At 74.6% G+C, this 25,519-nt stretch carries 15 protein-coding genes; 4 read left to right on the top strand and 11 right to left on the bottom strand.

What is annotated here, in order from left to right:
• The first annotated feature begins 188 nt into the window (after positions 1–188).
• On the top strand, positions 189–1,028 hold the full coding sequence (locus MQV74_RS33655) for a DUF4097 family beta strand repeat-containing protein (protein ID WP_242726495.1): 840 nt from the start codon (positions 189–191) through the stop codon (positions 1,026–1,028).
• 290 nt (positions 1,029–1,318) lie between these two features.
• Positions 1,319–2,560, top strand: coding sequence for a cytochrome P450 (locus MQV74_RS33660; RefSeq protein WP_242726497.1), 1,242 nt, complete (start codon positions 1,319–1,321; stop codon positions 2,558–2,560).
• Here MQV74_RS33660 and MQV74_RS33665 read toward each other — a convergent pair.
• A complete protein-coding gene (locus MQV74_RS33665; protein WP_242726499.1) occupies positions 2,557–3,030 on the bottom strand; it encodes a hypothetical protein in 474 nt (157 codons plus the stop codon). The two genes, MQV74_RS33660 and MQV74_RS33665, sit on opposite strands and share 4 nt — an antisense overlap.
• 775 nt (positions 3,031–3,805) lie before the next feature.
• Between MQV74_RS33665 and MQV74_RS33670 the strand changes: the two genes are divergently transcribed.
• A complete protein-coding gene (locus tag MQV74_RS33670; RefSeq protein ID WP_242726501.1) occupies positions 3,806–4,762 on the top strand; it encodes an ATP-binding cassette domain-containing protein in 957 nt (318 codons plus the stop codon).
• Positions 4,763–4,779: 17 nt separating this feature from the next.
• Here MQV74_RS33670 and MQV74_RS33675 read toward each other — a convergent pair whose 3' ends face one another.
• Complete coding sequence (locus MQV74_RS33675) at positions 4,780–6,273, bottom strand: amidohydrolase family protein (protein WP_242726503.1); 1,494 nt, start codon at positions 6,271–6,273, stop codon at positions 4,780–4,782.
• Positions 6,274–6,372: 99 nt separating this feature from the next.
• Here MQV74_RS33675 and MQV74_RS33680 point away from each other — a divergent pair, with 99 nt between their 5' ends.
• Positions 6,373–7,371 carry a Ppx/GppA phosphatase family protein gene (locus MQV74_RS33680; RefSeq protein ID WP_242726505.1) on the top strand — a complete coding sequence of 333 codons (999 nt, stop codon included), beginning with the start codon at positions 6,373–6,375 and terminating at the stop codon, positions 7,369–7,371.
• 51 nt (positions 7,372–7,422) lie between these two features.
• Here the strand turns inward: MQV74_RS33680 and MQV74_RS33685 are convergent, their stop codons facing one another.
• The 9 genes from MQV74_RS33685 to MQV74_RS33725 form a co-directional block, all read right to left on the bottom strand.
• On the bottom strand, positions 7,423–8,691 hold the full coding sequence (locus MQV74_RS33685; protein ID WP_242726507.1) for an aromatic ring-hydroxylating oxygenase subunit alpha: 1,269 nt from the start codon (positions 8,689–8,691) through the stop codon (positions 7,423–7,425).
• Positions 8,692–8,767: 76 nt separating this feature from the next.
• Positions 8,768–11,512, bottom strand: a complete 2,745-nt coding sequence (locus MQV74_RS33690; RefSeq protein ID WP_242726509.1) for a PEP/pyruvate-binding domain-containing protein — start codon at positions 11,510–11,512, stop codon at positions 8,768–8,770.
• Complete coding sequence (locus MQV74_RS33695; RefSeq protein WP_242726511.1) at positions 11,509–12,663, bottom strand: SAM-dependent methyltransferase; 1,155 nt, start codon at positions 12,661–12,663, stop codon at positions 11,509–11,511. The genes MQV74_RS33690 and MQV74_RS33695 overlap by 4 nt, the downstream gene beginning before the upstream one ends.
• A complete protein-coding gene (locus tag MQV74_RS33700) occupies positions 12,651–13,448 on the bottom strand; it encodes a thioesterase II family protein (RefSeq protein WP_242726513.1) in 798 nt (265 codons plus the stop codon). Before MQV74_RS33700 ends, MQV74_RS33695 begins: the two co-directional genes overlap by 13 nt.
• 30 nt (positions 13,449–13,478) lie before the next feature.
• Positions 13,479–21,431 (bottom strand): type I polyketide synthase, encoded by a 7,953-nt coding sequence (locus MQV74_RS33705; RefSeq protein WP_242726515.1) that lies wholly within the window; start codon positions 21,429–21,431, stop codon positions 13,479–13,481.
• 22 nt (positions 21,432–21,453) lie between these two features.
• The gene (locus MQV74_RS33710) at positions 21,454–23,115 is read right to left on the bottom strand and encodes an amino acid adenylation domain-containing protein (RefSeq protein ID WP_242726517.1); all 1,662 of its coding nucleotides are present in this window, start codon (positions 23,113–23,115) and stop codon (positions 21,454–21,456) included.
• A gap of 5 nt (positions 23,116–23,120) precedes the next feature.
• On the bottom strand, positions 23,121–24,938 hold the full coding sequence (locus tag MQV74_RS33715) for an aminotransferase class I/II-fold pyridoxal phosphate-dependent enzyme (protein ID WP_242726519.1): 1,818 nt from the start codon (positions 24,936–24,938) through the stop codon (positions 23,121–23,123).
• The gene (locus tag MQV74_RS33720) at positions 24,935–25,207 is read right to left on the bottom strand and encodes an acyl carrier protein (RefSeq protein ID WP_242726521.1); all 273 of its coding nucleotides are present in this window, start codon (positions 25,205–25,207) and stop codon (positions 24,935–24,937) included. The genes MQV74_RS33715 and MQV74_RS33720 overlap by 4 nt, the downstream gene beginning before the upstream one ends.
• 7 nt (positions 25,208–25,214) lie before the next feature.
• Positions 25,215–25,481, bottom strand: coding sequence for an acyl carrier protein (locus MQV74_RS33725; protein WP_242726523.1), 267 nt, complete (start codon positions 25,479–25,481; stop codon positions 25,215–25,217).
• Positions 25,482–25,519: the final 38 nt, after the last annotated feature.

The following is a 25,519-nucleotide window of genomic DNA, read 5'->3' on the forward strand; positions in this document are numbered from 1 at the left end:
CGATCCGGAACGGCCCCCGCCGCACCCACTGGCACCTGCCAGGCGTCGGCGCGCGCCAGCTCTGGCTTGCCGTGGCGCCAGAGTGATGCCATCATGGCGTCGCGGAGCGCGTGCCGCCTGTCGGCACGCCGCCTTCCCTCGCCGTCCCACCGGGGACGCCCGGCAGAACCCATGAGGACGGGGCAGCCATGCCAGCCTTCGACACCCCCGAGCCGATCTCGGTCTCGTTGCAGCTCAACGCCGGGGTCCTGCGCTTCACCGCGGGCGCCGGCGCCCGCACCGTCGTCGAGGTGAGCCCGAGCAGCGGCTTCAGCCAGGCGGACCGCAACGCCGCCGAGCAGACCCGGGTCGAGTTCGCCCACGGCCGGCTCCTGATCAGGGCGCCCAAGCGGCGCAGCCTCTTCGGCTCCGGCGGCTCCGTCGACGTGACCGTCGACCTGCCCGCGGGCTCCGACGTGTCGGGCGACGCCCTCGTGGCCGACCTGTACGTCGAGGGCGAGCTGGGGGAGTGCGCGTTCAAGACGGAGGTCGGCAAGATCCATCTGGAGCGCGCCGGACGCCTCCAGCTCAACACCGGATACGGCGACGTCAGGATCGGCAGCGCCATCGGCGAGGCCGACATCCGCGTCGCCTCCGGTGACATCTCGGTCGGCCGCATCGACGGTCCGCTCACCCTCAGGAACTCCAGCGGGGACTCCGCCATCGAAGAGGTCACGGGCCCGCTGCGGGCGACCGTGAACCGCGGCGACATCACCATCGGCCGCGTCCACGACGCCGTCGCCGCGCGCTCCGTGACCGGTGACGTCCGCCTCGGCGAGGTGTCCCGCGGCCGCGTCGAACTCCGGGCCGCGACGGGCCAGTTGGAGATAGGGGTCAGGAGCGGCACGGCCGCCTGGCTCGACATCCACACCAAGGTCGGCCACATACGCAACTCCCTGGGCGCGTCCGCCGCCCCGGAGGAGCCCGGCAAGGCCGTGGAGATACACGCCGCCACCAGCCGCGGCGACATCGTCATACGCCGGGTCTGAGCACCGCGCCGGGCTCCGGCCACGGCACTCGCCCGGCGGCCCCGACTCCGGTGGACCGCGCCTGGTGACGCCCGCGCGGCGCCCGTGACGGTGCTGTTCCTGCGGCATCCATGCTCACGCCCACGGCATCCACGGTGACGGCGGCCTCCGCCGCGCCCGCCCGGCCCGCCCCCTCGGCCTGACGGCCTTGCGCGTCCTCGCTGCCGCCCCCTCGCGTCCCGCGGTGCAGGACCGCGCCCCCGCCTCCGCGCGCTCTGGAACAACGCGCGATCTGAAACAGGTGATTTTTCATGACGTATCACTCAACGTGCTCCTCGCCGCTCACCCTGCTCGTCGACGAGTGGGGAGCGCACCCGCTGCACTTCTGGCTGCGGGGTCAGGAGCCCGCGCGGGCCGTCGAGTTCGACGAGCGGCTCGGCGTCTGGAACGTGTACGGCCACCGGGAGGCCGTCGAGGTCTTCGCCGACCCCGGCGCCTACTCGTCCGACGTCGTACGCCACTTCGCGCCCGACGCACCGGAGTACGAGCGCGGCGGCATGCTCACGCAGCTGGACCCGCCCGAGCACCGCAAGCTGCGCAGGATCGTCAGCCGCGCCTTCACGCCCCGGCTCGTGGCCGGGCTCGGGCCGCGGATCGGCGCCCTCACCCACGAGCTGCTCGACCGGGTCGAGGGCGGCCCGGCGATGGACCTCGTGGCGGATCTCGCCCATCCGCTGCCGGTGACCGTCATCGCCGAGCTCCTCGGGGTGCCGGGCGAGGACCGGGAGCTGTTCCGGCAGTGGGCCGAGGAGCTGCTCGCGCGCACCGAGGTGGCAGCGGCCGGCGGCACGGCGGAGACCGCGGAGACGGTCACGGCCGTCCTCGACCTGTCGGCGCGCATGAGCGCGTACTTCGGCACGCACGCCGAGGAGCGCAGGCGGCGCCCGCAGGACGACCTGCTGACCGCGCTCGTACGGGCCGAGGTGGACGGGGAGCGGCTGAGCGCGGCGGCCCTCGGCAACTTCGCCCAACTGCTGCTCGTCGCCGGGCACATCACGACGACGATACTGCTGGGCAACGCGGTGCTCTGCCTGGACGCCCACGCCGGGGCCCGGGAGCGGGTGCGGGCGGACCGGGCCCTCGTCCCGGGGGTGATCGAGGAGGCGATGCGGCTGCTGCCGCCCTTCTCGATCTTCTACCGGGCGACGACCCGCGCGGTGGAACTCGGCGGGCGGCGGCTGCCCGCGGGGCAGGTCGTCGCGCTGTGGCTCGGCGCGGCGAACCGGGACGCGCGCGTCTTCGCCGATCCGCACGGCTTCCGGCCGGAACGCGACCCCAACCCGCACTTGGGCTTCGGTCGCGGCATCCACTTCTGTCTGGGCGCGCCGCTGGCCCGCTTCGAGGCGCGGATCGCCCTGGAGATCCTGCTCGCGCGCTTCCCCGGGCTGCGCACCGACCCGCACCGCCCGCCGGTCTTCCAGACGACGCCGGAGGTGGTGGGGCCACGGACGCTGCCGCTGCTCACGGCGGTCCGAGCGCCGCGCCGGAGCTAGCGGCCCGGGTCCTCGGGGTCCAGGAACGTGGAGACGACCTCGCCGAGGCCGGGCGTGTGCACGGTGATCGCGGTGATCTCGATGCCCGCCTCGTCGAGCACGCCGAGGGCGGCGCGCAGCGTGGCCGCGGTGCCGTCGCCGGGCACGTGGAGGGCGAGCACCTCGTGGTCGGGCACGGCGCTGTCGAACAGGGCGGCGGCCGCGTCCAGGTCGCCCGGGCTGGAGAGCTGGAGCCGGATGTAGCCGCCGGAGAGGGCCGCGCTGAGCAGGCCGAGGGGGATCCCGCGGGGCGGTGTGCCCGGCGGCGGTTCGGACGGGCGGTGGTGCCAGGCGAGGTCCTCGGCGTGCGGCGCGGACGGGTCCGGCGCCGCACGGCGCTCTCCGCCGGGGGCCCACCCTCCTTCCCCGCCCGCGTCCGCTGCGACGACGAACCCGTGCCGAAAATCATCGACGTATGGCGTGAAGTTCATGACGCCATGATGGCACATGAGTGGCGCCATTCAAGTGGTGTCCCGGCCTGGGCCCTTTGGGGTGGCTGATTCTGAACGCTGCCCTCCGTTTGATGGCCGACGAAAGGGCATCATCAGGGCGGAGTCGTGCCTGCTGTTTCTGTTCCGAGTGCAGGGCGTCCCGGTGTCGCCCGAGGTGGCGACGTGCTCGGTGGGTCGTCCGGTCGCGTCCTGTGCCGCCCGGCCGCGGCGATGGAGAGGCGGGTTGGCGCGAACATGGCACCTTCCGTGCGCCAGTTCGGTTGGTGGTGGCGTCAGTGTGGCGCCAATGCTCCTCGCGAAGGAGGGGGTGCGCTCCGCAGGGGGTGCGAGTGGCTCCTGTGGTCCCGTCCCCGGTCGCGGCGCCCTCGTGCTGGCCCCGAAGTCAAGTCGCCGGGCAGTCCGCTCCGTTGAGGCGATGCAGGGTCGCGGGGCGAACCGACGTGATCTTGTCCTGGTGGCCGGGACAGCGGTGCTGGTGGCCGGGACAGCGGTGGTCGGCCTGCACCCCCGCCCTCGGGCGCGGACGGCGCCCACGGCTGGACCGAAGATGGCGCCACGGTGGCTCGTCGTGGCGCCACCGCCGTAGCATGATGCCGGTATGCGTCCGCAGCTCATGCGCCCGCCGAGCAGGTCGGCGGCCTCAGAGGCCCGCCCCGCCCGGCCGGGGCGGGCGGAGAGCGCCGCGGGGCGGTCCGGTGGCCCGTCGCGCGCGGGGAACGACCGTGAGGCACCGAAGGGAACGAGCAGGGGCACCATGACCGCCACCATGCGAACGGCCGGGCAGCCCCGGGGAATCACCGCTCAAGGGCTGCGCAAGGCGTACCGCGGGAAGGTCGTGCTCGACGGGATCGACCTGGACGTCATGCCCGGCACGGTCTTCGCCCTGCTCGGTCCGAACGGTGCGGGCAAGACCACCACCGTGCGCATCCTCTCCACCCTGACCGGCGCCGACGGGGGCCGGGCCACGGTCGCCGGGCACTGCCTGCGGCGGGCCCCGCACGCGGTGCGCGCCGCGATCGCTGTGTCGGATCAGTACGCGGCGGTGGACCGGCTCCTGACGGCCGAGGAGAACCTGCTCCTCATGGCGGACCTGCTGCACCTCGACCGGGCCGAGGGCCGACGCCGTACCGCCGGGCTCCTGGAGCGCTTCGGCCTGTCGGAGGTCGGGCGGAAGCGCGCGGGGTCGCTCTGCGGCCGTACGCGCCGCACGCTGCACCTGGCGATGGCGCTGGTCGGCCGCCCGAGCGTGGTCTTCCTGGACGAGCCGACGACCGGCCTCGACCCGCGCGGCCGCCGCGTGCTGTGGGACCTGATCCGCGATCTCGCCGCGGGCGGCACCACCGTCTTCCTGACCACGCAGTACCTGGAAGAGGCCGACCAGCTGGCCGACCGCATCGCGGTGCTCGACGGCGGCAGGATCGTCGCCGAGGGCACCGCCGAGGAGCTCAAGCGCCGCATCCCCGGCGGGCACATCCGGCTGCGCTTCACCGACGTCCGGCAGCTGGACGCCGCCACCGAGCGGCTCGGCCTGAGCACGCTCACGCGGGACGACGAGCAGCTCACGCTCCAGGTGTCGAGCGACGGCCGGATTCCCGTGCTGCGCGCGGTCCTGGACGTCCTGGAGGGCTCCGGGATCCAGGCGGAGGCGCTCACCGTGCACACCCCCGACCTGGACGACGTCTTCCTGTCCTTGACCGGCCACGGTCGCTAGAGCGCCGCGGCGTACGGTCAGCGGCGCACCGGACGTCCCGGCAGCGCGTCGGGGAGGAGTTCGCCGTTCCGGACGACGGGGGTGCCGCCGACCAGGACGTGGGCGTGGCCCGTCGACGGCCGGGTGCTGTCGGCGTACGTCGCCCGGTCGCTGACGGTGGCGGGGTCGAAGACGACGAGGTCGGCGTCGCACCCGGCCCGGACCCGGCCCTTCCTGCGCAGCGCGGGCACCCCCTCCTCCAGGACGCGCGCGGGCAGCAGGCTCGCCCGCGCGACCGCCTCCGGCAGGCTCAGGGACCCGAGTTCGCGCACGTACCGGCGCAGCGTCTTGGAGAAGGTGCCCGCGGTGCGCGGATGTGTGACGGCGCCGGGCGGCAGCGGCCACGCCAGGGGGTCGGCCGCCGGGTCCGTCCAGGTCAGCGGCATCGCGTCGGAGCCGACCACCGTGTGCGGGTCCAGCAGGGCCCGGTCGAGGAACGCCCGGTCGTGGGCGTCGGACTCGTCCAGGAAGTGCAGGAAGGCCAGCGCTCCGGGGTCGGCGGCCCGCAGCTCCCGGAGCCGGTCGAGGTCGCGCAGGCGCTCCCCGGTGGCGGCGTGCACGATGTCCGACACCTCGCGCCCGGAGGCCGCGACCGCGCCCGGGTCGAGGAACGCGGCGCCGATGGCCGTCATGCCCGCGCCGTACGGATAGGCCTCCGTGGACACGCGCGCGCCCTCGGCCCTGGCGCGCTCCAGGACGGCGAGGACACGGTCCGCGTGCCGGTGCGAGGTGGACGGCAGATGGCAGTAGTGGGCGTGCACGCCCGTCTCGCCCGCCGCCCGGGCGATCTCCTCGGCGCCGTCGACGGGCGTCAGCGGATCCTGCTCCACGAGGCCGCGCGCGTGCGTGTACGTGGGCACCCCGGCGGCCGCGGCGAGCCGGGACACGGCCAGGTACTCCTCGGGCCGCACGCGCGGCGCATACCCCACGATGAGGCCGATGCCAAGGGCTCCGTCGGCCAGATCCCGCTCCAACAGGCCGAGCAGCGCGTCCTCCTGGGCCCGGGTCGCCTGGCGCTGCCAGGCCGCGGCCCCCAGGTGCGCCAGGGCCGCGAGCGCGCCGCCGCCGTGCGGGAGGCCGCCCACGGCCGCCATGCGGGCCTGCGCCCAGGACGCGGAGAAGCCGTAGTTGAGCGGCCGCCCTTCCGTCGCGGCCAGGCGGTACGCTTCGCCGACGGGCGAAAGGCCGAGTTCCAGCTCCAGGGCCGTGGTCACCCCGTCGAGCGCCTGCAGGCGGTGGCCCGCGACCGTGTGCGAATGGCTGTGCAGATCGATGAAGCCGGGCGCCACGACGAGGCCCGCCACGTCGAGGACCTGATGCCCCGTCAGCGGCTCGGTGGAGACGGCGGAGATGGACCGTCCCGTCACGCCGACGTCGGCCACGGCGTCGAAGCCGCTCTCCGGGTCCAGGACGCGGCCGCGGCGCAGCACCAGATCGTGCACGGGAACGGGCGGTGGGGTGGCTGGAGTCATGGACCTACGCTAGGCACCGGACGACAAGGGGGAGCGGCATATGCCAGGTGTGGCCGGAACCGTGAGCGTGCGGCAGTGCGCACGGGGTACTGAGCGCTCATGCGAGTGAGCGTGCTGGATGTGGGGTCGCGCACGGCGCGGCTCGTGGTCGTGGACACGGGCAGCGGTGCGCCGCTGCCCGTGCACACCGCCAAGTGGAAGCTGCGCCTCGGAGAGGAGGTGGAGCCCGGCGGGCCACTCGGCGACGAGAGCGTACGGAGGCTGGCGAGAGCCGTGACGGCCGCGTCGGCGACCGCCGAACGATGGGGCGCGGGACGCCCCCTGGCCTTCGCGACGGCCGTCGTGCGCGACGCGCCGAACCGCCGCGAGGTGCTGCGGACCGTCGGCACGCGCACCGGCGTGTGGCTGCGCACGCTGCCGGGCGAGCTGGAGGCCGAGCTGACGTTCCTCGGCGCCCGGCGCTGGCTGGGCTGGCGGGCCGGCCCCCTCGTGCTCATCGACATCGGCGGCGGCTCCCTCGAAGTGGCCTTCGGCCGGGGGCGCCTGCCGGACTTCGCGGTGTCGGTGCCGCTCGGCGCGCTCCGGCTCACCCACGAGTTCTTCCCCGCCGAAGCCCCGCCGACCGAGGAGGCCGTCAAGGCCCTGCGGCGCCGGGTGCGCCACCAGCTGCGGGACGTGGCGGCCCGGGTCCGCTGGGAGGGGCCGCACACCGCCGTGGCCACGTCGCGGACGTTCCAGCAGCTGGCCCGGCTGACCGGCGAGGCCCCCGGGCGGCACGGCCCGTTCGTGAGCAGGACGCTGTACCGCTCGGGCCTGCGCCAGGCGCGCGACCGTCTCGCCGTGCTGCCCGCCGCCGAGCGGGCGCAGCTGCCCGGCATCTCGGCGCCGCGGGCCGGGCAGAGCCTGGCCGGTGCGGTGGTCGGGCACACGGCGATGAAGCTCATGGGCCTGAAGTCGGCCGCCGTGTGCCCCTGGGCGCTGCGCGAGGGCGTCCTGCTGCGCCACATCGAGGACGGCCCGCAGTGGTGGGACGACCTCGGCGAGGACGGCGAGCAGGCCCCCGCCGACGTGGCGCCGCTGCGCGTGGCCACGTCGTGACACCGGGCCCCGGGGCGTGCGCCGCGCCGGGGCGCCGGGTGCCCGCCCGGCTCAGGGCGCGCTCTCGCTGACGCCTCCCGCGCGCGCCGCCGCCTTACCCGGCCGCGCGGCCGCCGGGGCCTGCCCGGGGGAGGTCCCGTTCGCGGCGGAGGCCGCGTTCGTTGCGGAGGTCCCGTTCGCGGGGGAGGATCCGTTCGCGGGGGAGGCCCCGTTGCCGCTGTCCGCCGGGGCGGGCGCCGTCGCGTCCCCGGCCGCGGCCTCCCGGGCCCGCTCCGCCGCCCGGGCCTCGGCGTCCGCGCGGGCCTCCGCCTTCAGCCGGTCGCGCATCTGGAGGTACTTGGCGTTCATCTCGTCCGGCGCGATGAGCTTGTTGACGCCGCGCTCGCTGACCTTCGGCTCCTGGCGCGCCATGATGGCGTTGTCCTGCTGGTCCTGGACGTGCTTCTCCATCTGGAGCGAGGCCTTGAGGATCAACGTGCGCAGCGCCTTGACCGGCACCATCCGCTTGAGCAGCGGATACTCCCACAGACGCATGATGGCCTGGGTGTTCTCCTCGTCGATGGGCGTGAGCCAGGTGGTGACCTCGAGGAGGCCCTGGCGGACGTGGGTCATACAGGGCGCCTGGTAGATGAGGTCGAAGTGCCAGATGTTGGAGGGGTTGCCCTCCTCGCACTGGTCGAAGGTGGAGCGGATGGTCGTGCCGTCCACGTCCACGCGATGGTTCACGATCTTGTTGGCCGCGATGTAGCGCTCGCGTCCGTCGGTCCACAGCTTGCGCCAACTGCCGTACATGAACGTGTAGTCGATGATGTTCGCCCAGTGGTCCCGGTGCACGAACGTCACGTGGTAGAACTCCAGCAGGCTCTCGATGTAGCGGGTGTAGTGGACCGGCCTGCTCCAGGTGATCGTCCGGTACGGCCTGGGGTGCTCGGCGAGTTCGTGCGGCAGCTCGATGTCCGGCAGCTCCTCCCGCTGCTCGCCCCACCACAGCCACACCAGGCCGTGCTGCTCGCGCACCTCGTAGGTGTCGATCCGCAGGGACGCCGGAATGCGGCCCTCCGTGCCGAGGGCCGGGATGAGCCGGCAGGCACCGCCCGCGTCGTAGCGGAAGCCGTGGTAGGGGCAGGCCAGGGAGTTGCCGACGACGCGCCCGCCGGACAGGTTCGCCCCCTTGTGCGGGCAGCGCGCCGACTGGCACACCAGCTTGCCGCTGAGGTCGCGCCAGAGCACGAGCTCCTCGCCCAGGCGCTTCACACCCGTCGGGGCGTCGCGCTTCACGTCCTCGGTCCGCAGGATCGGATACCACTGGTTCGGGATCATCTGGTCGCCTCTCGCTTTCCTCTCTGGTTGCTCGCGGGCCCGTCGTCCGTGCGGAGCCGGTGGGCGCTCGGCCCGCTCAGCCCTCGACGATCTCGACGACCCCGGTGTCGCCGTCGACCATGACCATGTCGCCGGTGTTGATCACTTGTGTGGCGTGCTTGGTGTTGACCACCGAGGGCACGTTGAACTCGCGGGACACGATGGAGCTGTGCGAGAGCATCGAGCCGATGTCGGTGACCACGCCGCCCGCGATGGCGAACAGCGGCGTCCAGGAGGCGTCGGTGTGCCGGGTCACGAGGATCTCGCCCGCCTGGAACTCGTCGGCCTGCCACACCAGGTCCTCCACGATCCGGGCCCGGCCCACGATCCGCCCCGGCGACGAACCGAGCCCCGTCAGCCGCGCCCCGTCCTTCACCGGGCGCGCCGCCCGCGTGCTGTCGTACTCGCCGACGAACGTCAGCGGCGGCTCCGGAAGCCGGTTGTGGTACTCGTGCACACGCCGCCGCTCCTCGACGGCCTCCCGCGAGAACGCCTCGGCCTGCGACAACTCGCCCGCCACGTACCGGCGTACGTCCTCGAAGTCCAGCTGGGCGACCTCGTCGAGGGAGTGCAGCACGCCCGCGTCGACGAGCCGCCGCCCCACCTCGTACACCACGTTCCTGACCAGCCAGATCGAGGTGATCATCGACATGCGGGTGGTCTCGCGCAGCTCGCTGCAGAGCGCGTACATGGAGATCAGGCCTTCGAGCGTCTTGCGCCGGGGCAGCGGCAGGTCGCCGAGCACCTCGCGGACGTCGCCCTCCTGGCGCGCCCGGCTGCGGCCCATGATGTCGTCGGCAGTGAAGCCGTCGGCGGCGTAGCGGCGGATCATCTGGAAGAGGTACGAGGGGTCGTCGATCCAGCGCTGGTGGGTCAGCTCCATCTCCTGCCGCCCCCGGGTGCCGTTGGCGCGCAGGAACGGCTCCATCTGCGTCTCCCAGAACACCCGACCCTCGGCGTCCGCGCGCAGCCGGTCCGCGACCTCCTCCAGGGGAGCGCCCTCGATGATCTCCATGACGTGCGGCCTGGCCTTGGCGGCCTGCGCCACGGCCCAGATCTCCTGCGCCGACGCCACCGTGCGCAGGCTCGACATATCGGTCTTGATGCGGTTCTGGAGGTTGTCGCCCGCCGCGCCGAGCCACTTCGCGCACAGCTCGGTGAGGATGCCGTAGAACCCGAACGCGTTGATGTAGTACGGCATGTAGCCGACGTGCGCGTCGTGGAAGTAGTCCAGGTAGCGGGTGAGTTCGGCGTGCAGCTCGCGGCGGGACATCCGGGTCAGGTCCAGGCGCCGGGCGCGGTCGAACTCGTACAGGCGCGTGTCCACCATCGCGCGGGCGCGGCCCTTCATCACCACCATCTCGCGCGCCGTCCCGCGCAGCCAGTGCACGGTCGAAAGGAGGTCCTCCAGGCCGCCGGGGAAGGTCCCGAAGGGGTTGGCGTACGTCGCGAGGTCGACCTCCTCACTGACGAAGCGGCGGGTGAAGTGGCGCTGGTCGCGCGTCGGCACGGCCTGGCCGAGCAGATACGCGGTGTAGGAGATGTTCAGATACACATGGCCCTGGAAGTAGCCCATGTGCAGGCCGACGTCGCCGATGTCGCGCACGCCGAGGGCCCGCGCGCAGTCGCCGTGCACATGGTCCTGGTAGTAGCGGGCGAAGCTCAGGCCGAGCGGGGACATCAGGCCCACGAAGATCTCGCCGATGTCCATGCGCGACCACAGCGTGCCCTGCCGGACCTCCTCCGGCTGCTCCCGCCAGTGCCGCGGCAGGTACGGGCTGCGGGCGCCCTCGGCCGCGTCGGGCCGCGCCCGGGTGGTGATCGGCCGGGCCTGGAGCAGATGCAGGGTGCCGTCGCGCAGCGCCCACTCGATGTCCTGCTCGCTGCCGTACTGGTCGCGCACCTCCAGGGCGAGCCGGGCCAGGGAGGTCAGCTGCTCGCGGGTCAGACAGGGCGCGTCCCGCTCGGCGGCGTCGACCTTCGTCAGGCCGATGCGGCCCGGCGCGAGGGGGGCGCACTTGGTGACCTTGTAGCGCACCCGTTCCTCGACCACGTCGAGGCTGCGGTCGTCCACCACGAAGAAGTCGCTGGAGACCCGCCCCGACACCAGGCCCTCGCCGAGCCCGCAACAGGCCTCCACCACCAGGCGGTTCGGCCTGCCGCCGACCGGGTCGACGGTGAAGAGCACGCCGCTGACGTCCGCGTTCACCATCTCCTGGACGACCACGGCGATCGAGCCGACAGGACCGGCGCCCGAGCGGTAGGCCGCCGCGCGGTCCGACCACAGCGAGGCCCAGCAGACCTTGACGGCGTCGAGCAGGGCCGCGTCGCCCGCCACGTCGAGGACCGTGTCGTGCTGGCCCGCGAAGGACCGCGCGGCGGAGTCCTCGCGCACCGCCGACGAGCGCACCGCGACGCGCGGGCGGCCGAGCTCGTCGTACGCGGCCACGATGGTGCGCGCGAGGGACTCCGGGATCTCACGCGTCAGCACCAACTCCCTCACTGTCTCCGGGGGTTCACCCCTGGCCTCGGCCGCCCGCAGCGCGGCGCCGAGCCCGCTCTCGCGCAGGAACAGGTCGAACAGGCCGGTGGTGAGGCAGAACGCGGGCGGCACCGGCAGACCCGCCCGGGTCAGCTCGTCGAGCCGGGCGCCCTTGCCGCCGAGCTCCTGAGGGGCCGCGGTGTGCGGGCCGCCGATGACGGCGACGAGTCCGGTGGCGGCGTCCCGGGGAGGTGCTGCCTGTGCCGCTTCCTTCGCGGCTTTCGTGGCCTTCGTGGTCATGACGCGGCCTCCTCGGCGGTCGGCGGGAGCGGGGCGGGGGAGGCCGGGCGGGTGCTGACCGGGCCCGCGTGCGCGTTGACGCCGGTGAACACGCGGAACGGCTGGCCCGGCAGCACGCCCGTGGCCCGCACGTCGTCGAACCCGGCCTCGCGCAGCTGGCCGAGCAGCTCGTCCTCGCGCGGCAGCGGCCCGCCGAACGAGGCGTACTCGAACCACAGGTTGAGCACCTCGATGCCGAGCGTGCGGCTGCCCCGGCAGGACGAGGTGAGCAGCAGCGTGCCGCCCGGGGCCAGGAAGGAGCGGACCCGGGCGAGGACCTCGGCGCGTTCCCCGGGCGGGAAGTAGTAGATGTTGTTGTGCAGGGTCACCACGTCGAACTGCGGCTGGAGGTCCAGGGTGCGCACGTCGCCCTGGCGGACCTCGACGCGGTCGGCGAGCCCCCACTGCGCCATGTTCTTCGCGGCCTGCTCGGCGACCTCGACCTGGAGGTCGACCGCGAGCGCGGTCAGGCGCGGGTTGAGCCCGGCCGCGTGGCGGACGTACGCGCCGCTGCCGCAGCCCACTTCGAGCAGCCGCACCGGGGCGGTGCGCGGCAGCGTGCGGTGCACGGCCTCCTCGACGAAGCCGCGCACCACGAGCGAGGAGCGGGCGATGACCAGGCCGTCCTGGTCGGACAGGGTGAAGCGGCTGCCGTCGGCGAGCATGCGCGGCGCGTCGCGCAGGGCGGGCACGTGGAAGCGCAACAGCTCCTCAAGGGCCGCCGCCACGGGGTCGTTGGCGACCTGCGCGAGGGCCTTGGCGGTGCGGCTGCGCAGCAGGTAGCAGCCCTCCTTCGTACGCAGCTCGCCGAGGCGCACGCCGATCTCCAGCCACGCGCGCAGCCGCCGCCGGTCCTCGGGCTCCGTGCCGCAGCCGATGCGCTCGGCGATGCTCTCCAGGTCGCAGGGGCGCACGGCGAGGCACTGGAGCACGCCCGAGCCCGCGGCCGCCGCGAGGAACGACGCCCGGTACAGCGGCGTGAACAGCGTGCGGTTCAGCACGAGCAGCAGCGGCACCCGCGGGTCCGTGACGATCCGCGCCGCCGCGAGCACGTCCGTGAGGGGCTCCTGCGCCCGGTCTTTGACGGCCCTGGCCAGGCTCAGTAGGTCCATGGGGGTTCCCTCTCCTCGGTGGTGCGGGTGAGTTCGGCGCGCAGGTCGCGCAGGAGGGTGCGGCGCCCGGGGCCGTTGAGGAAGAAGTGGCCGCCCGCCACGTGCCGGCGCAGCAGCGATCCACTGGTGTACGGGCGCCACGCCTCGACGTGCGGCGCGGGCGCGAGCGCGTCGCCGACGGCGGAGTACGCGGTCATCGGGCAGCCGAGCGGGCGGCGCGGCCGCCACCGGTAGCGCTCGCAGGCCGTGAGGTCGGCGCGCAGGACCGGGAGCCTGCGCTCCAGATAGGCGCCCGCGACCCGGTCCCCGGGCGCGAGCGCGCCCAGGTCGTGGACGAGCCGGCGCAGGTCCTCGTCGCCGAGGGCGTGGTCGGCGCGGTCGGCGTACAGGTGCGGGGCCCGGCTGCCGGACACGAACAGGTGGCGCGGCCCGGGCGCGCCGCGCTCGCGCAGCGCGCACGCCACCTCGTACGCGACGAGGGCCCCCATGCTGTGCCCGAACAGGACGTAGTCGCGCACGAGTCCGGCCGTGAGCAGCGCGTCCGTCACGTCGGACACCAGCGCGTCCAGGTCCGTGTACGGCGGCTCGCGGAGCCGCAGACCGCGACCGGGCGGCTGCACCGCCGCCACGGGCGCCCCCAGCAGCGCGCGCCAGTCGCGGTACGCGGAGGCCGTGCCGCCCGCGTACGGGAAGCAGATCAGCCGCGGTGCCCCGGCGGCGGGGTCGGGGCCGGGCCCGGGGAACCAGGCGTGGGCCGCGGGCCGCTGCCGCTCGGTCGGATGCACGGGAACGGGCTCCTCTCGCAAGGCGGTGGGTCAGCGGGTGACGTGGGCGCGGCCCTCGGGCGAGTCGAGCCAGGCGAGCGTGAGCCGCACGCCCTCCTCGAAGCCCACCTCGCTCTTGAAGCCGAAGTCGTCGCGGGCGCGGTCGATCGCGTACGACTGGTCGCGGTCGAAGAGGTGCACCGCGTGCCGGGTGAGCACCGGCCGTGACTTCAGCCGCAGCGCCCCGTACACCCCTTCCGACAGGGTCGCGACGCCCCGCGCCACCGGCGCGGGCAGGCTCAGCGCGGGCGGCTTGACGCCGAGGCCGCGCGCGAGCGCCTCGACGTAGGCGCGCCACGTGGTGCGGTCGGGGTCGCGCAGGTTGTACGTCCGCCCGGCCGCGGCGCCGGCGGCACAGGCGGCGATCATCGCGTCGGCGGCGTTGCCCACGTACAGCAGGCCCGCCGGGACGTCGCCGCCGCGGATGTAGACCATCTGGCGGCTCAGGAGCAGCGTCGCGATCTCCACGACGAAGTCCTTGCTCCGCGGCCCGTACACGCTGACCGGCCGCACCACGGTCAGCGGCAGCAGGGCGCGCGCCGCGGCCTCGCGCACGGCCTGTTCGCCGAGGAGCTTGCTGCGGTTGTACGGCAGGCCGATGTCGCGCGGCGGCGTGCTCTCGTCGCCGGGCCGGACCGGGTAGCCGTACACGTCGGTGGTGCTGACGTGCAGGAACCGCTCGACGGTGCCCGCGTGCGCGGCGGCCTCGACGAGGTTGCGGCTGCCGTCGACGTTGACCCGCTGGAAGTGCGCCCACGGCCCCCAGTCCGCCGACAGGCCCGTGCAGTTGTAGACGTGCCGGACCCCGGCGGCCGCGCGGCGCAGGCTGTCCGGGTCGGTGAGGTCGCCGGTGACCACCTCGACCGCGTCGGCGTCCACCCCGGCGAACCCGGAGCGGTCGCTGCCCTCGCGGACCAGGGCCCGGACCCGGTGGCCGCGCTCGGCGAGGCGGCGCGTGAGGTGCCCGCCGATGAATCCGCTCGCCCCGGCGACGAGCACGTCGGGGGGTGCGGCCGGACCCGGCGCGGCCGGGCCCACGACAGCGGGGGACGCCGACGGAGAGGCCGGTGCCGACGACGTCCCCGATGCCGCTCCCGCACCGGTGCGGGAGGTCTCCGGGGTGTGCTGCTGCTCTGCCATGGCTCGTCCCAACAGGTCGAGGGCGCGGTCGAGTTCGTCCCGGGTGTGGTCGGCGTTGATGAAGAAGCGCAGACGGCAGGCGTCGCGCGGGACAGCCGGATGGCCGATCGGCATGACGTTCACGCCCAGGCGAAGCAGCGCGTTGGAGAGCGCCATGGTCTCCTCCCAGCCGCCGATGACGACCGGCACCACCGCCGAGGCGCGCGACACGCCGATGTCGAGGCCGCGGGCGCGCGCCGAGTCCCGGAAGTGCTCGGCGAGCGTCCGCAGGCGGGCCACGCGCTCCGGCTCGTCCCGGATGACGCGGATCGCCTCCAGGGCGGCGGCCGTGCTGGCGGGCGAGATGCCGGTGCTGAAGATGTGCAGCGGGGCCGTGAACTTCAGGTACTCCACCAGTGGCTGACGTGCCGCCACATAGCCGCCGAGGCTGCCGATCGCCTTGCTGAGGGTGCCCATCCACAGGTCGACGTCGGCGCGGTCCACGCCGAAGTACTCGCCGATGCCCCGGCCGGTGCGGCCGAGCACGCCGATCGAGTGGGCCTCGTCGACCATCAGGAGGGCCCCGTGCCGCCGCTTGACGTCGATGAACTTCGGCAGGTCCGGCAGGTCGCCGTCCTGGCTGTAGGCGCCCTCGATCAGGACCAGGGCGCGCCGGGCCCGGCCGCGCGCCGCGGTGAGCGCGCGGTCCAGGGCGCGCCAGTCGTTGTGCGGGAAGGGCCTGCGCCGCGCGCCGGACAGGACGCTGCCGCGCACCGCGCTGTCGTGGATCCACTCGTCGTGCAGGATCAGGTCCTCGGGTCCGAGGAGGTGTCCGATCGTCGCCACGTTCGTGGCGTGTCCGCCCGCGAAGACGACGGCCGCCCCGGTGCCGAGGAACGAGGCGATCTCGGCGTCGAGCGCGTGGTGCAGCGGCGTCTCGCCGAACAGCAGCGGCGTCGCCGAGCACGACGTGCCGTAGCGGTCGACGGCGGCCTTCGCGGCGGCGCGGACGCGGGGGTGGTGGGACAGGGCGAGGTAGTTGAAGGCGGAGAAGTTCAGGACGGACTCGCCGTTCACGCGCGCCCGGCCGCCGTTGTACCCCTCGTGCGTACGGCCGTACGGGTTCGCTCCGTCGGCGGTGGCCTGCCGCAGTCTGCCCTGGAGTTCGGCGTACTCGGGCCACTCCTCGAAGACGCGCTCCTGGCGGACGGGGGCGGGGCGGAGGTCGGGGGCTGCGCCGGGTGACGCTTCTTCGGGCACGGCTTCTTCGGGCACCGCCGGGACGGGAGCGGTCCGGGCGGCGGGCTCCGGCGGGCCGGGCGGCGGCGCGGCCCCGTCGAGCAGGTCCACCAGCTGCCCGACGGTCGGGTCGTCGGGGAGCCGCTCGCGGTTGCCGTTGAGCCGGTCGGGGAACCGCCGCGCGAGCGCGCGCTCCAGCTCCTGGCGCATCAGCGAGTCGAAGCCGAGGTCCGCGCCGAGCCGCGCGTCGCCGGGGATCCGGCGGGCGTCGTACCCGCAGACGCGGGCCACGTGGGCGACGACTTCGTGCCGGGTGGAGGAGGCGGCGTGCGGGAGGGACGGTGCGCGCCGGGGCACGGGGACGGGGGCCGTCTCCGCACCGGGCACGGCTGCCGTCTCCGAGCGGGGCGTCGGCACCGGCCCGGGCGTCGCGGCCCCGGAGGCCGGTGGTGCCTCGGAGGCCGGTGGTGCCTCGGGTGCCGCGGGCGTGGCCACCGGCGGTGTGAACCAGTACGTCTCCCGCTCCAGGACCGCGTGCGGCACCGGCACCCGGGGCCCGCGGTAGCCCTCGTCGAGCGCCGCCCAGTCCACCGCGCCGCCCGCGCAGTGCAGTCGGCCGAGGGACTGGAGCAGGGTCTCCCAGTCGTCCGAGGCCGCGGCTGGGCCTGCGCCCGCGCCCGTCGCCGTCCCGGAGGGCGGGCGGCGCAGCGACGGCAGCCACAGCGGGGGCCGCTCGCCGTCGGCGGGGGCCGCGGGCGCCGCGGCCCGGGCCAGGCCGAGCAGCGTCGGATGCGGGCCGACCTCCACGAAGGCGGTGCAGCCGAGGCCGCGCAGCGTCGCGCAGCCGTCGGCGAACCGCACGGTGCCCAGGAGGTGTGCCACCAGGGCGTCGGCGTCGATCCGCCCCACGGGCGCGCCGGTGGCGTCCGACACCCAGGGGATGTCGGGCTCGGCGAGCCGCACCCCCTGCGCGGCCGCCCGCAGCGGCTCGGCGGCGCCCGCCATCAGCGGTGAGTGGAAGGCGTGCGACACGGCGAGCGGTTTGACCGTGACCGACCGCTCCCGCAGGGCCGCGCCCGCCCGCTCGATCTGCTCGCGCTCGCCGGACAGGACGAGGTGGGTGGGCGAGTTGACGGCGGCCACCGCCACGGAGCCGAGGCCGTCGGCCACCGCCCGCACCGTGGCCGCGTCGCCGACGCAGGCGATCATCGCGCCGTCCCCGGGCTGCCCGCCCATCAGGCGCCCGCGCACGGCGGCCAGTGTGAGGGCGTCCTCGAAGGAGAGCGCGCCGGACACGCACGCGGCGGCGTACGCGCCGACGCTGTGCCCGAGGACGGCGGCGGGCCGCACGCCGAGCGACATCCACAGCTCGGCGAGCGCGACCTCCAGGGCCACCAGGGCGGGCTGACAGTGCCGGGTGGACCGCAGCCGCTCGGCCGGGGCCACGGCGGAGTCCGCGGCGGCCTCCGCTTCCGCGGCGGTCTCCGTCTCCGGGGCGGCTTCCGGGGCGGTGTCGAACAGCAACTCCTGGAGCGGCACGCCCAGTTCGGGCCGCAGCACGCGGTCCGCTCGGTCGATGGCGCGGGCGAAGGCGGCGTGCGTGTCGTAGAGGCCCTTGCCCATGCCCGGATACTGCGTGCCCTGGCCGGTGAACAGGAACGCGACCTTGGGCGCCGGGCCGTGCGGGGCCGTCCCGCGCACCACGCCCCGGGCCGCCTCGCCCCGCGCCAGGGCGTCGAGGCCGGAGTCGAGGGCCGCGGCGGAGCCGCCGAGGACGACCGCGCGGTGCGCCAGCCGTGCGCGGCCGGTGTGCGCCGCCCGGCACAGGTCGCCCACCGGCGTGTCGGGGTGGGCGGCGAGATGGGTGCGCCACGCCCGGGCCAGCGTCGTCAGGGCGGTCGGCGTGTGGCCGGACAGACACAGGGCGTGCACCGGCCGCGCGGGCCGCGCCTGCGCGACGGCAGCGGACTCGGGCTCGGGCGGTGACTCCAGGACCACGTGCGCGTTCGCGCCGCCGAACCCGAAGGAGCTGACCGCGGCCCGCACCGGACCCCGGGCCGCGAGGGGCGTCCGGCGCGTCGGCACGTCCAGCCCCGCGCCCGCCCCGTCCAGCTGCCGGTTCGGCGTGCGCAGGTGCAGCGTCGGCGGCACCTCGCGGTCGCGCACCACGAACACCGCCTTGATCAGGCCCGCGACGCCCGCGGCCGCCTCCAGGTGCCCGATGTTGGTCTTCACCGAGCCGACCAGACAGCGCGCGCCGTCCGGGCGGCCCATGCCGTACGCGCCCGCGAGGCCCTCCCACTCCACGGGGTCGCCGAGCGGGGTGCCGGTGCCGTGCGCCTCGACGTAGTCGACCTCCTTGCCGCTCAGCCCGGCGCGGGCCAGGGCCTGTTCGATCACCGCGCGCTGTGCCGAGCCCTTGGGCGCGGTCAGGCCGTTGCTGCGGCCGCCGTGCCCGGTCGCCGAGCCCTTGATCACCGCGTGCACCCGGTCGCCGTCCGCGAGGGCGGCGGACAGCGGCTTGAGCAGCACCAGGCCCGCGCCCTCGCCGCGCACGTAGCCGTCCGCCGCGTCGTCGAAGGTGCGGCAGCGGCCGTCGGCGGCGAGCATGCCGCCGTCCGCGAACGCCACCGAGAGGCCGGGCGTGAGCATCAGGTTCACGCCGCCCGCGAGTGCCAGGGAGCACTCGCCCCTGCGCAGGCTGTCGCACGCCAGGTGCACCGCGGTCAGGGACGACGAGCACGCGGTGTCCAGGGCGAGGCTCGGGCCGCGCAGATCGAGGACGTACGACAGGCGGTTGGCGGCGACGGCGTGCGCGTTGCCGGTGGCGCCGTGCACGTCGACGGTGTCCAGGCGGCCCATCTGGAGCTCGCTGTAGTCGTGGCTGGAGAGGCCCGCGAACACACCGGTGGCGCTGCCCGCCAGCGACGTCGGGTCGAGGCCCGCGTCCTCCAGGGTCTGCCAGGCCACTTCGAGCAGGAGCCGCTGCTGGGGGTCCATGCGGACCGCCTCGCGCGCCGACACGCCGAAGAAGCGGGCGTCGAACTCCGCCACGCCGTCCAGGAACCCGCCGAACCCCGGTGCGGCGACCCGCTCGGCGTCCCAGCGGTCCGGCGGCACCTCGGTGACGGCGTCCCGGCCGTCGCGCAGGAGCCGCCCGAAGCTGCCCGGGTCGGGGGCGCCGGGGAAGCGGCAGCCGATGCCGACGACGGCGACGGGCTCGTGCGCGTCCCGGTCCTCGGGCGCGCCGCCGTCGGCCGCCTCCGTGGCCCGGGTGGCCGCGAGGTGGGCCGCGATCGCGCGGATCGTCGGATGGTCGAAGACCACGGACGCGGGGATCTCCCGGCCCGTGCGCGCGCCGAGCTCGGCGAGGACGGCCACGGCCCGCTTGGAGTCGAGGCCGAGCGAGGCGAGGGGCTTCGTGGGGTCCACGGCGGTGGCGGCCAGGCCGAGGCGCTCGGCGACCCGCGCGGTCAGCCACGCCTCGACCGCGTCGGACGCCCAGACCTCGTCCGGGCGCGCCGCGCCCGCGAGCAGCTCGACGAGCGTGCCGACCCGAGGCCGGGCCAGCAACTCCCCGACGGGCAGCACGGTGTCGTAGCGCGCCTCCAAGGCCCCTACGACGTCGAGGAGTCGGGGGTAGTCGAGGTCGACATCGGCGAACTCGCGCTCCAGGGCGCCGGACGTGTCGGCGACGTGGTCGTGCAGGATCTCCAGGACGTGCTGGACCGCCTGCCGCCCGCGGGTCCGTGGTGGCTGGTCGCGCGGTTCCCCGCGCCCCTTCGGGCGCGCGTCGCGAGCCACGCTCGCCGCCACGACCTTCAGGCCGAGCCCGAGGAAGTCCCGCCGGCACGCCTGCCGCTGGATCTTCCCGCTGGTGGTCCTGGGCACGGTCGACCGCTTGAGCAGCAGCACCGCGTGCGGCGCGACCTCGTGCTCCTCGGCGATCGCGGTCCGCAGCCGGGCGAGCAGCCCCGGCGCGTCCTCGGCGCGCCTGCCGTCGATCTCGTACGCCACCACGAGCTGCTCGGCGCCGTCGACCTCCACGGCGAACGCGGCGCCGCAGCCCGCGCGGATCGCCGGGTCGGTCCGCTCCACGGTGAGTTCGACGTCGTGCGGGTAGTGGTTGCGGCCCTGCACGATGACCACGTCCTTGGTGCGGCCGACCACGTGCAGCTGTCCGGCGCGCGTGAAGCCGAGGTCGCCGGTGCGCAGGTACGGCGTGTCGCCCTCGTCCGCGAGGCGCGCCCGGAACGTCTCCTCGGTCGCCTCCGGGCGCCGCCAGTAGCCGCGGGCCACGCTGCCGCCCGCGATCCAGATCTCGCCGACGGTGCCGTCGGCCGTGATCCGGCGGCGCGTCGTGGCGTCCACGACCGCCACGTCCAGTCCGTCGACGGCGGGGCCGCACCCGACGACCCGGGTGACGCGGCCGCCGTCCGCGGGGACGGCGGTGCCCGCGCCGAGCGCCGCCGCGTCGAAGGTGCCGACGGCGGGCGGCTCGTGGGCGCGTACGCCGGTCACCATCAAGGTGGCCTCGGCGAGCCCGTAGCAGGGCAGCAGCGCGGCGCGCCGGAACCCGCACGGCGCGAACCGCTCGGCGAAGCGGTCGAGGGTGTCGGCGCGCACCGGCTCCGCGCCGTTCAGAGCCAGGCGCCAGTGGCTCAGGTCGAGCCCGGCGCGCTCCTCGTCGGTGACGCGGCGGACGCACGCCTCGAAGCCGAAGTTGGGCGCGACGCTGGTGGACGCCCGCGTGTCGGAGAGCGTCCGCAGCCAGAGCAGCGGCTTGCGCACGAAGGACATCGGCGCCATCAGATGCGCGGGGAAGCCGCCGTACAGCGGCGACAGGATGCCGCCGATCAGACCCATGTCGTGGTACGGCGGCAGCCAGGACACCATCGCCGAGTGCTCGTCGTGCTCCAGCCTGCGGTGGATGGCGTCGAGGTTGTGCAGCAGATTGCCGTGGCTGACCATCACGCCCTTGGGCGCGGAGGTCGAACCGGAGGTGTACTGGAGGAACGCCAGCGAGTCGCCGCCGAGGTCGGGCTCGCGCCAGTCGTCCGCGCCGGGCGCCCCGTCCGTGCCCTCCGCCGTGTCGGGCCCGCCCGTGGGCAGCCAGCGCAGCCCGCCGAGCCCGAGCGCGGTCAGGTCGGCCTTGCGCTCGTCGGCGAGGCGCGCGAGGTCGCCCGTGGTCAGCGCGTGCGCAGCCCGCGCGTCCCGCGCGATGGCCGCGAGCCGCGCCGTGGTCTGGCCGAAGCGGCGCGTGTCCGGGGGATAGGCGGGCACGGCGAGGGCCCCCGCGTACAGACAGCCGAGGAACCCCGCGAGATAGCCGAGGCCGGGCGGGCGGAGCAGCAGCACCGGCGCGCCGGTGAGGCCCTCGGCCTGGAGCAGGGCGGCGACGCGGCGGGCGCGCAGGTCGAGTTCGCGGTACGTCCACGCCGTCGCGGTGGCGTCGGCGCCCTCGACGAAGCGGTAGGCGAGCGCGTCCGGGCGGCGGGCGGCGTGGTCGCGCACCAGCGCCACCAGGTGCCGGGGCGCCCGTGCCGCGCCGCCGTGCCGGGGGGTCTCGGTCGGGCCGTGGGTCATGTACGTCTCCGTCGGTCGCCGGTCAGGTGCCGGGCTCGGCCCGCCGGGCGCGGGCGGGCGCGGGCGTGGCGCCGCCCAGGCGGTGGTAGTCGGTCTTGCCGTTGGCGTTGCGCGGCAGCTCGTCGAGGCAGGTGGCGGTGCGCGGCAGCATGTAGCGGGGCAGGTGCTGGGCGCAGTGCCGCTTCAGCTCGATGAGGCCGGGGCGCGGGGTGCGGCCGGTGAGCGTGAAGTACAGGGCGACACCGGTCTCGCCGGCGCGGGTCTCGGCGACGACGGCGGCCTGGGCGACGCCGGGGTGGCGCAGCACCGCGGCCTCGATCTCGCCCAGCTCCACGCGGTAGCCGGCGAGCTTGACCATGCGGTCCTTGCGGCCGCGGTAGACGAGGCTCGCGCCGTCGTAGCTGACCAGGTCGCCGGTGGCGTGGTGGCCCCGGCGGTGCCCGGCGGCGGCGGGCTCGGACTCGCGGCGCCAGTAGCCGGGCGTGACGCAGTCGCCCTCGACGATCAGTTCGCCGAACGCGTCCGGGCCGGTCACGACGCGCCCGTCGGCGTCGACGACGGACACCTCGGCGCCGGGCAGCGGGGTGCCGATGGGCACGGGCTCCTGCCGGGACAGATCGCCGGGGCGTACGCGGTGGCGGGTGCAGACGTTCGTCTCCGTCGGCCCGTACAGGTTGTAGAGCGCCGCGTCGTCGGGCAACAGCGCGGCCAGTGCCCGCAGGTGCGCGATGGGGAACACCTCGCCCGCGAACAGGACGTACCGCAGGCTCCGTACGGTCTCGGGGGTGAGCGCGCCCGACACCGTGAGGAGGTGCAGGACCGACGGCACCGAGTACCACACGGTGACGCCGTGCTCGCGGATGCCCGCGGCGAGCGCGCCCACGTCACGGGTCTGCCCGTCCGGCACGATCCACACGGCCGCGCCCACGGACAGGGCCGTGAACAGGTCGAACGTGGACAGGTCGAAATTGAACGAGGCGTGGCCCGCGAAGACGTCCCCGGGGCCGACGGCCAGCTCCTCGCGGGCCCAGCGGATGAAGGCCGCCAGGTTCCGGTAGCTGATCCGCACCCCCTTGGGCGTGCCGGTCGAGCCGGAGGTGTAGAGGAGCGCGGCGAGGTCGTCGCGCTCCAGGGGCGGAAGCAGCACGACGCGCCCGGCTGCGGACGAGGTGAAGGCGGTCCAGGTGTGCGCGGAGCCCTCGCCGGCCCCGTCCGCCGCAGTGTCCTCCTCCTCGTCGGCGAGCACGATCGCCCGTACCGAGGAGGGGAGTTGCCCCTCGCTCAGCGCGGCCAGGCGGCGGCGGTCCGTGAAGAGGGCCACCGGCTCGGCGTCCGCGAGGATCGTCGCCACGCGGGCCACCGGCTGCCCGCCGTCGAGCGGCACGTACGCGCAGCCCGCGTGCAGCGCGCCGAGGATGGCCTCCGCGTAGCGCGGCTGTTTGTCCAGCCAGATCGCCACCCGGTCGCCGACCACCGCGCCGAGGCCGAGCAGGCCGGAGGCGACGGCCGCGACGTGCGCCGCGAACGCGCCGTACGTACGCGGCCGGGCGCCCACGAAGGCGGGCCGCGCGGCCCGCTCGGCGTCCAGCGGCCACGGCTTGCGGATCAGGGCGACGTCGGAGAGCGCGCCGTCGCGCGTCGGCGGGGGCTCGGCGGTGTGCGCGGCCCCGGTCCCGGTCGGCATCGCGCTCACCCCGCCGACGGCAGCACGCCGACCTCGCGGGCGGCCTCGACGAAGATGTCCGCCGCCGCCGCGAGGTCCTCGCGCGTGTGCTCGCAGGTGACGCTGATCCGCAGCCGCGCGTCGCCGAGCGGCACCCCGGGGAAGACCACCGTCTGGCAGAACAGACCGCGTGCCCGCACCGCGCGGCCCATCTCCATGGCCTTGCGCTCGTCGCCGATGACCAGCGGCAGGATCGCGCTTTCGGTGTTCTCCAGGTCGAAGCCCGCCGCGACGAGCCGCCGGTGCAGGAAGCGGATGTTGGACCACAGCAGCCCGACGCGCCCCGGCTCCGCCTCGATGACGTCGAGCGCGGCGATGAGCCCGGCGGCGACGCCCGCGGGGATGTTGGCGGCGAACACGTACGAATGGGAGTAGTACCGCAAGTACTCGATGACCTCGTGCTCGCCGACGACGAAACCGCCCATGCCCGCGAGGGCCTTGCTCATCGTGCCGAGTTCCAGGTCCACCTCGCCCTTGAGGCCGAAGTGCTCGGCGGTGCCGGTGCCGCGCGCGCCGAGCACGCCCGTCGCGTGCGCGTCGTCGACCATGACGCGGGCGCCGTACTCCTTGCCCAGACGCACGATCTGCGGCAGGTCGCAGAGGTCGCCGTGCATGCTGAACACGCCGTCGGCGACGATGAGCGCGCCGCCCGAGCGGTCGTCGCGGCGCTTGAGGATGCGCTCCAGGTCCGCCATGTCGTTGTGCTGGTAGATCTTGCGGACGCCGCCGGAGAGCCGGGCGCCGTCGACGATGCTCATGTGGTTGAGCTTGTCGACGACCAGCGTGTCGTAGCTCTTCACGAGCGCCGAGATGGCGCCGAGGTTCGCGGCGTACCCGCCGGGATAGACGATGCACGCCGGGCGGTCCTTGAACGCGGCGAGGCGCCGCTCCAGCTCCTTGTGGAGCATGTTCGTGCCGCCGATGAAGCGCGATCCGGTGTGGGTCGCGCCGAAGGTGCGGGTGGCATCGCACACCGCCTCGATGACCTGCGGGTGGTTGGCGAGCCCCAGGTAGTTGTTGGAGGCGAACATCAGGAACTCGCGCTTGTGTCCGGTGTGTTCGTCCAGGATGAGTGCCCGGTTGCCGCAGCGGGAGTGCAGCGGCATCCCGTACCAGTAGAGGTGCTCGGCCTCGCGGCCGCGCAGATGGGAGCGGAAGCTGCGGGCCTTGGTGAACAGGTCGGGGTCGCGCTCCTCCACGAAGTCCTTCATGGAGCGTTCGTCCCACTGGGTAGAACGTTCGTTACAGTCGCCGACTCGTTCGTCGTCCGCCGCCGTGCCGTCGAGGAAGGGGCGCAGCTCGGCGATCAGGGCGCGCAGCGAGGGCGCCGTGACCGTGCCCGCCAGATGGTCGGGCAGCCCCAGGTCGCGGGCGCTGTCCGCGACGACGGACACGAGGACCACCGAGTCGATGCCCAGCTCGCCCTCGAAGTCGGCGTCCAGGGGCAGCTGTTCCCGGCTGTACTGGGTGTGGCGCATGGCGGCGCCCACGACGGCCTCGGTGAGCGGGTCGCCGGTGGCGTCGGCCGGTGGCGGCGCGGCGGGTGGCGCCGCCACCGCGAGCGCCTCCTCGACGGCCGCCACGAGCTCTTGGACGGTCGCGAGTCCGGTGGGCAGCTCCGTGGCGAGCGCGAAGCGCTCCCGTACCGTCGCGAGGATCGACTCGAAGATGACGGAGTCGATGCCGAGTTCGGCCTCGAAGTGGCTCTCGGGCAGCAGGTACGACGTGTCGTACAGCGTCCGCGAGGCCACGATGTCCACGATCTGCCGGTGCACGCTGCTCATCGCACGGCCTCCCCCTCGGGCCTGACCGTGTCCCGCAGCCGGTCGACGAGCGCGGCGATGGTGTCGACGGTCCGGAAGTTCGCCGGGGAGATCTCCCGCAGCGGCACGGTGATGCGGAAGTCGGTCTGGAGGTGGTGCACGAGGTCGAAGATCCCGGCCGAGTCGATGATGTTCAGCTCGGCGAGGGGGAGCTGCGCGTCGAGCCCCTCGGTGTCGCCGTCGAGCCAGACGTCGGCGATGTAGTTGATGATCGACTGCTGGGTGCTCATGGCCGTCCTAGGCTCGCTCTGAGGTGGTCGCCGTCGCCGCGGGGGCGCTCGCGCGCGCGATCAGACCGGCGACCGCGGCGATCGTGTCGCCGGGCGACGCCGCGTCCTCCGCGATGTCGACCTTGAACTCGGACTGGATCACCAGGAGCAGCTCGACCAGGAACAGCGAGTCCATGTCGAGGTCCTCGAACTTGGTGTCGGGACCGATCTCCGCGCGGTCCACCTCGAAACGGTCGACCAGGAGGTCGGCCAGCCTGTCGTACATCGCGCTCATGCGGTTCTCCCTCTGTGTTCACGTGCCCGGGCCGTGCG

This window comes from Streptomyces sp. AN091965, assembly GCF_022698285.1.
Classification (GTDB): domain Bacteria; phylum Actinomycetota; class Actinomycetes; order Streptomycetales; family Streptomycetaceae; genus Streptomyces.

Coding starts and splice junctions, on each gene's coding strand:
- MQV74_RS33665 (WP_242726499.1), bottom strand. CDS start 3,030: ATGAACTTCACGCCATACGTCGATGATTTTCGGCACGGGTTCGTCGTC.
- MQV74_RS33680 (WP_242726505.1), top strand. CDS start 6,373: ATGCGAGTGAGCGTGCTGGATGTGGGGTCGCGCACGGCGCGGCTCGTG.
- MQV74_RS33675 (WP_242726503.1), bottom strand. CDS start 6,273: ATGACTCCAGCCACCCCACCGCCCGTTCCCGTGCACGATCTGGTGCTG.
- MQV74_RS33725 (WP_242726523.1), bottom strand. CDS start 25,481: ATGAGCGCGATGTACGACAGGCTGGCCGACCTCCTGGTCGACCGTTTC.
- MQV74_RS33710 (WP_242726517.1), bottom strand. CDS start 23,115: ATGCCGACCGGGACCGGGGCCGCGCACACCGCCGAGCCCCCGCCGACG.
- MQV74_RS33695 (WP_242726511.1), bottom strand. CDS start 12,663: ATGGACCTACTGAGCCTGGCCAGGGCCGTCAAAGACCGGGCGCAGGAG.
- MQV74_RS33685 (WP_242726507.1), bottom strand. CDS start 8,691: ATGATCCCGAACCAGTGGTATCCGATCCTGCGGACCGAGGACGTGAAG.
- MQV74_RS33690 (WP_242726509.1), bottom strand. CDS start 11,512: ATGACCACGAAGGCCACGAAAGCCGCGAAGGAAGCGGCACAGGCAGCA.
- MQV74_RS33705 (WP_242726515.1), bottom strand. CDS start 21,431: ATGACCCACGGCCCGACCGAGACCCCCCGGCACGGCGGCGCGGCACGG.
- MQV74_RS33715 (WP_242726519.1), bottom strand. CDS start 24,938: ATGAGCAGCGTGCACCGGCAGATCGTGGACATCGTGGCCTCGCGGACG.
- MQV74_RS33720 (WP_242726521.1), bottom strand. CDS start 25,207: ATGAGCACCCAGCAGTCGATCATCAACTACATCGCCGACGTCTGGCTC.
- MQV74_RS33660 (WP_242726497.1), top strand. CDS start 1,319: ATGACGTATCACTCAACGTGCTCCTCGCCGCTCACCCTGCTCGTCGAC.
- MQV74_RS33670 (WP_242726501.1), top strand. CDS start 3,806: ATGACCGCCACCATGCGAACGGCCGGGCAGCCCCGGGGAATCACCGCT.
- MQV74_RS33655 (WP_242726495.1), top strand. CDS start 189: ATGCCAGCCTTCGACACCCCCGAGCCGATCTCGGTCTCGTTGCAGCTC.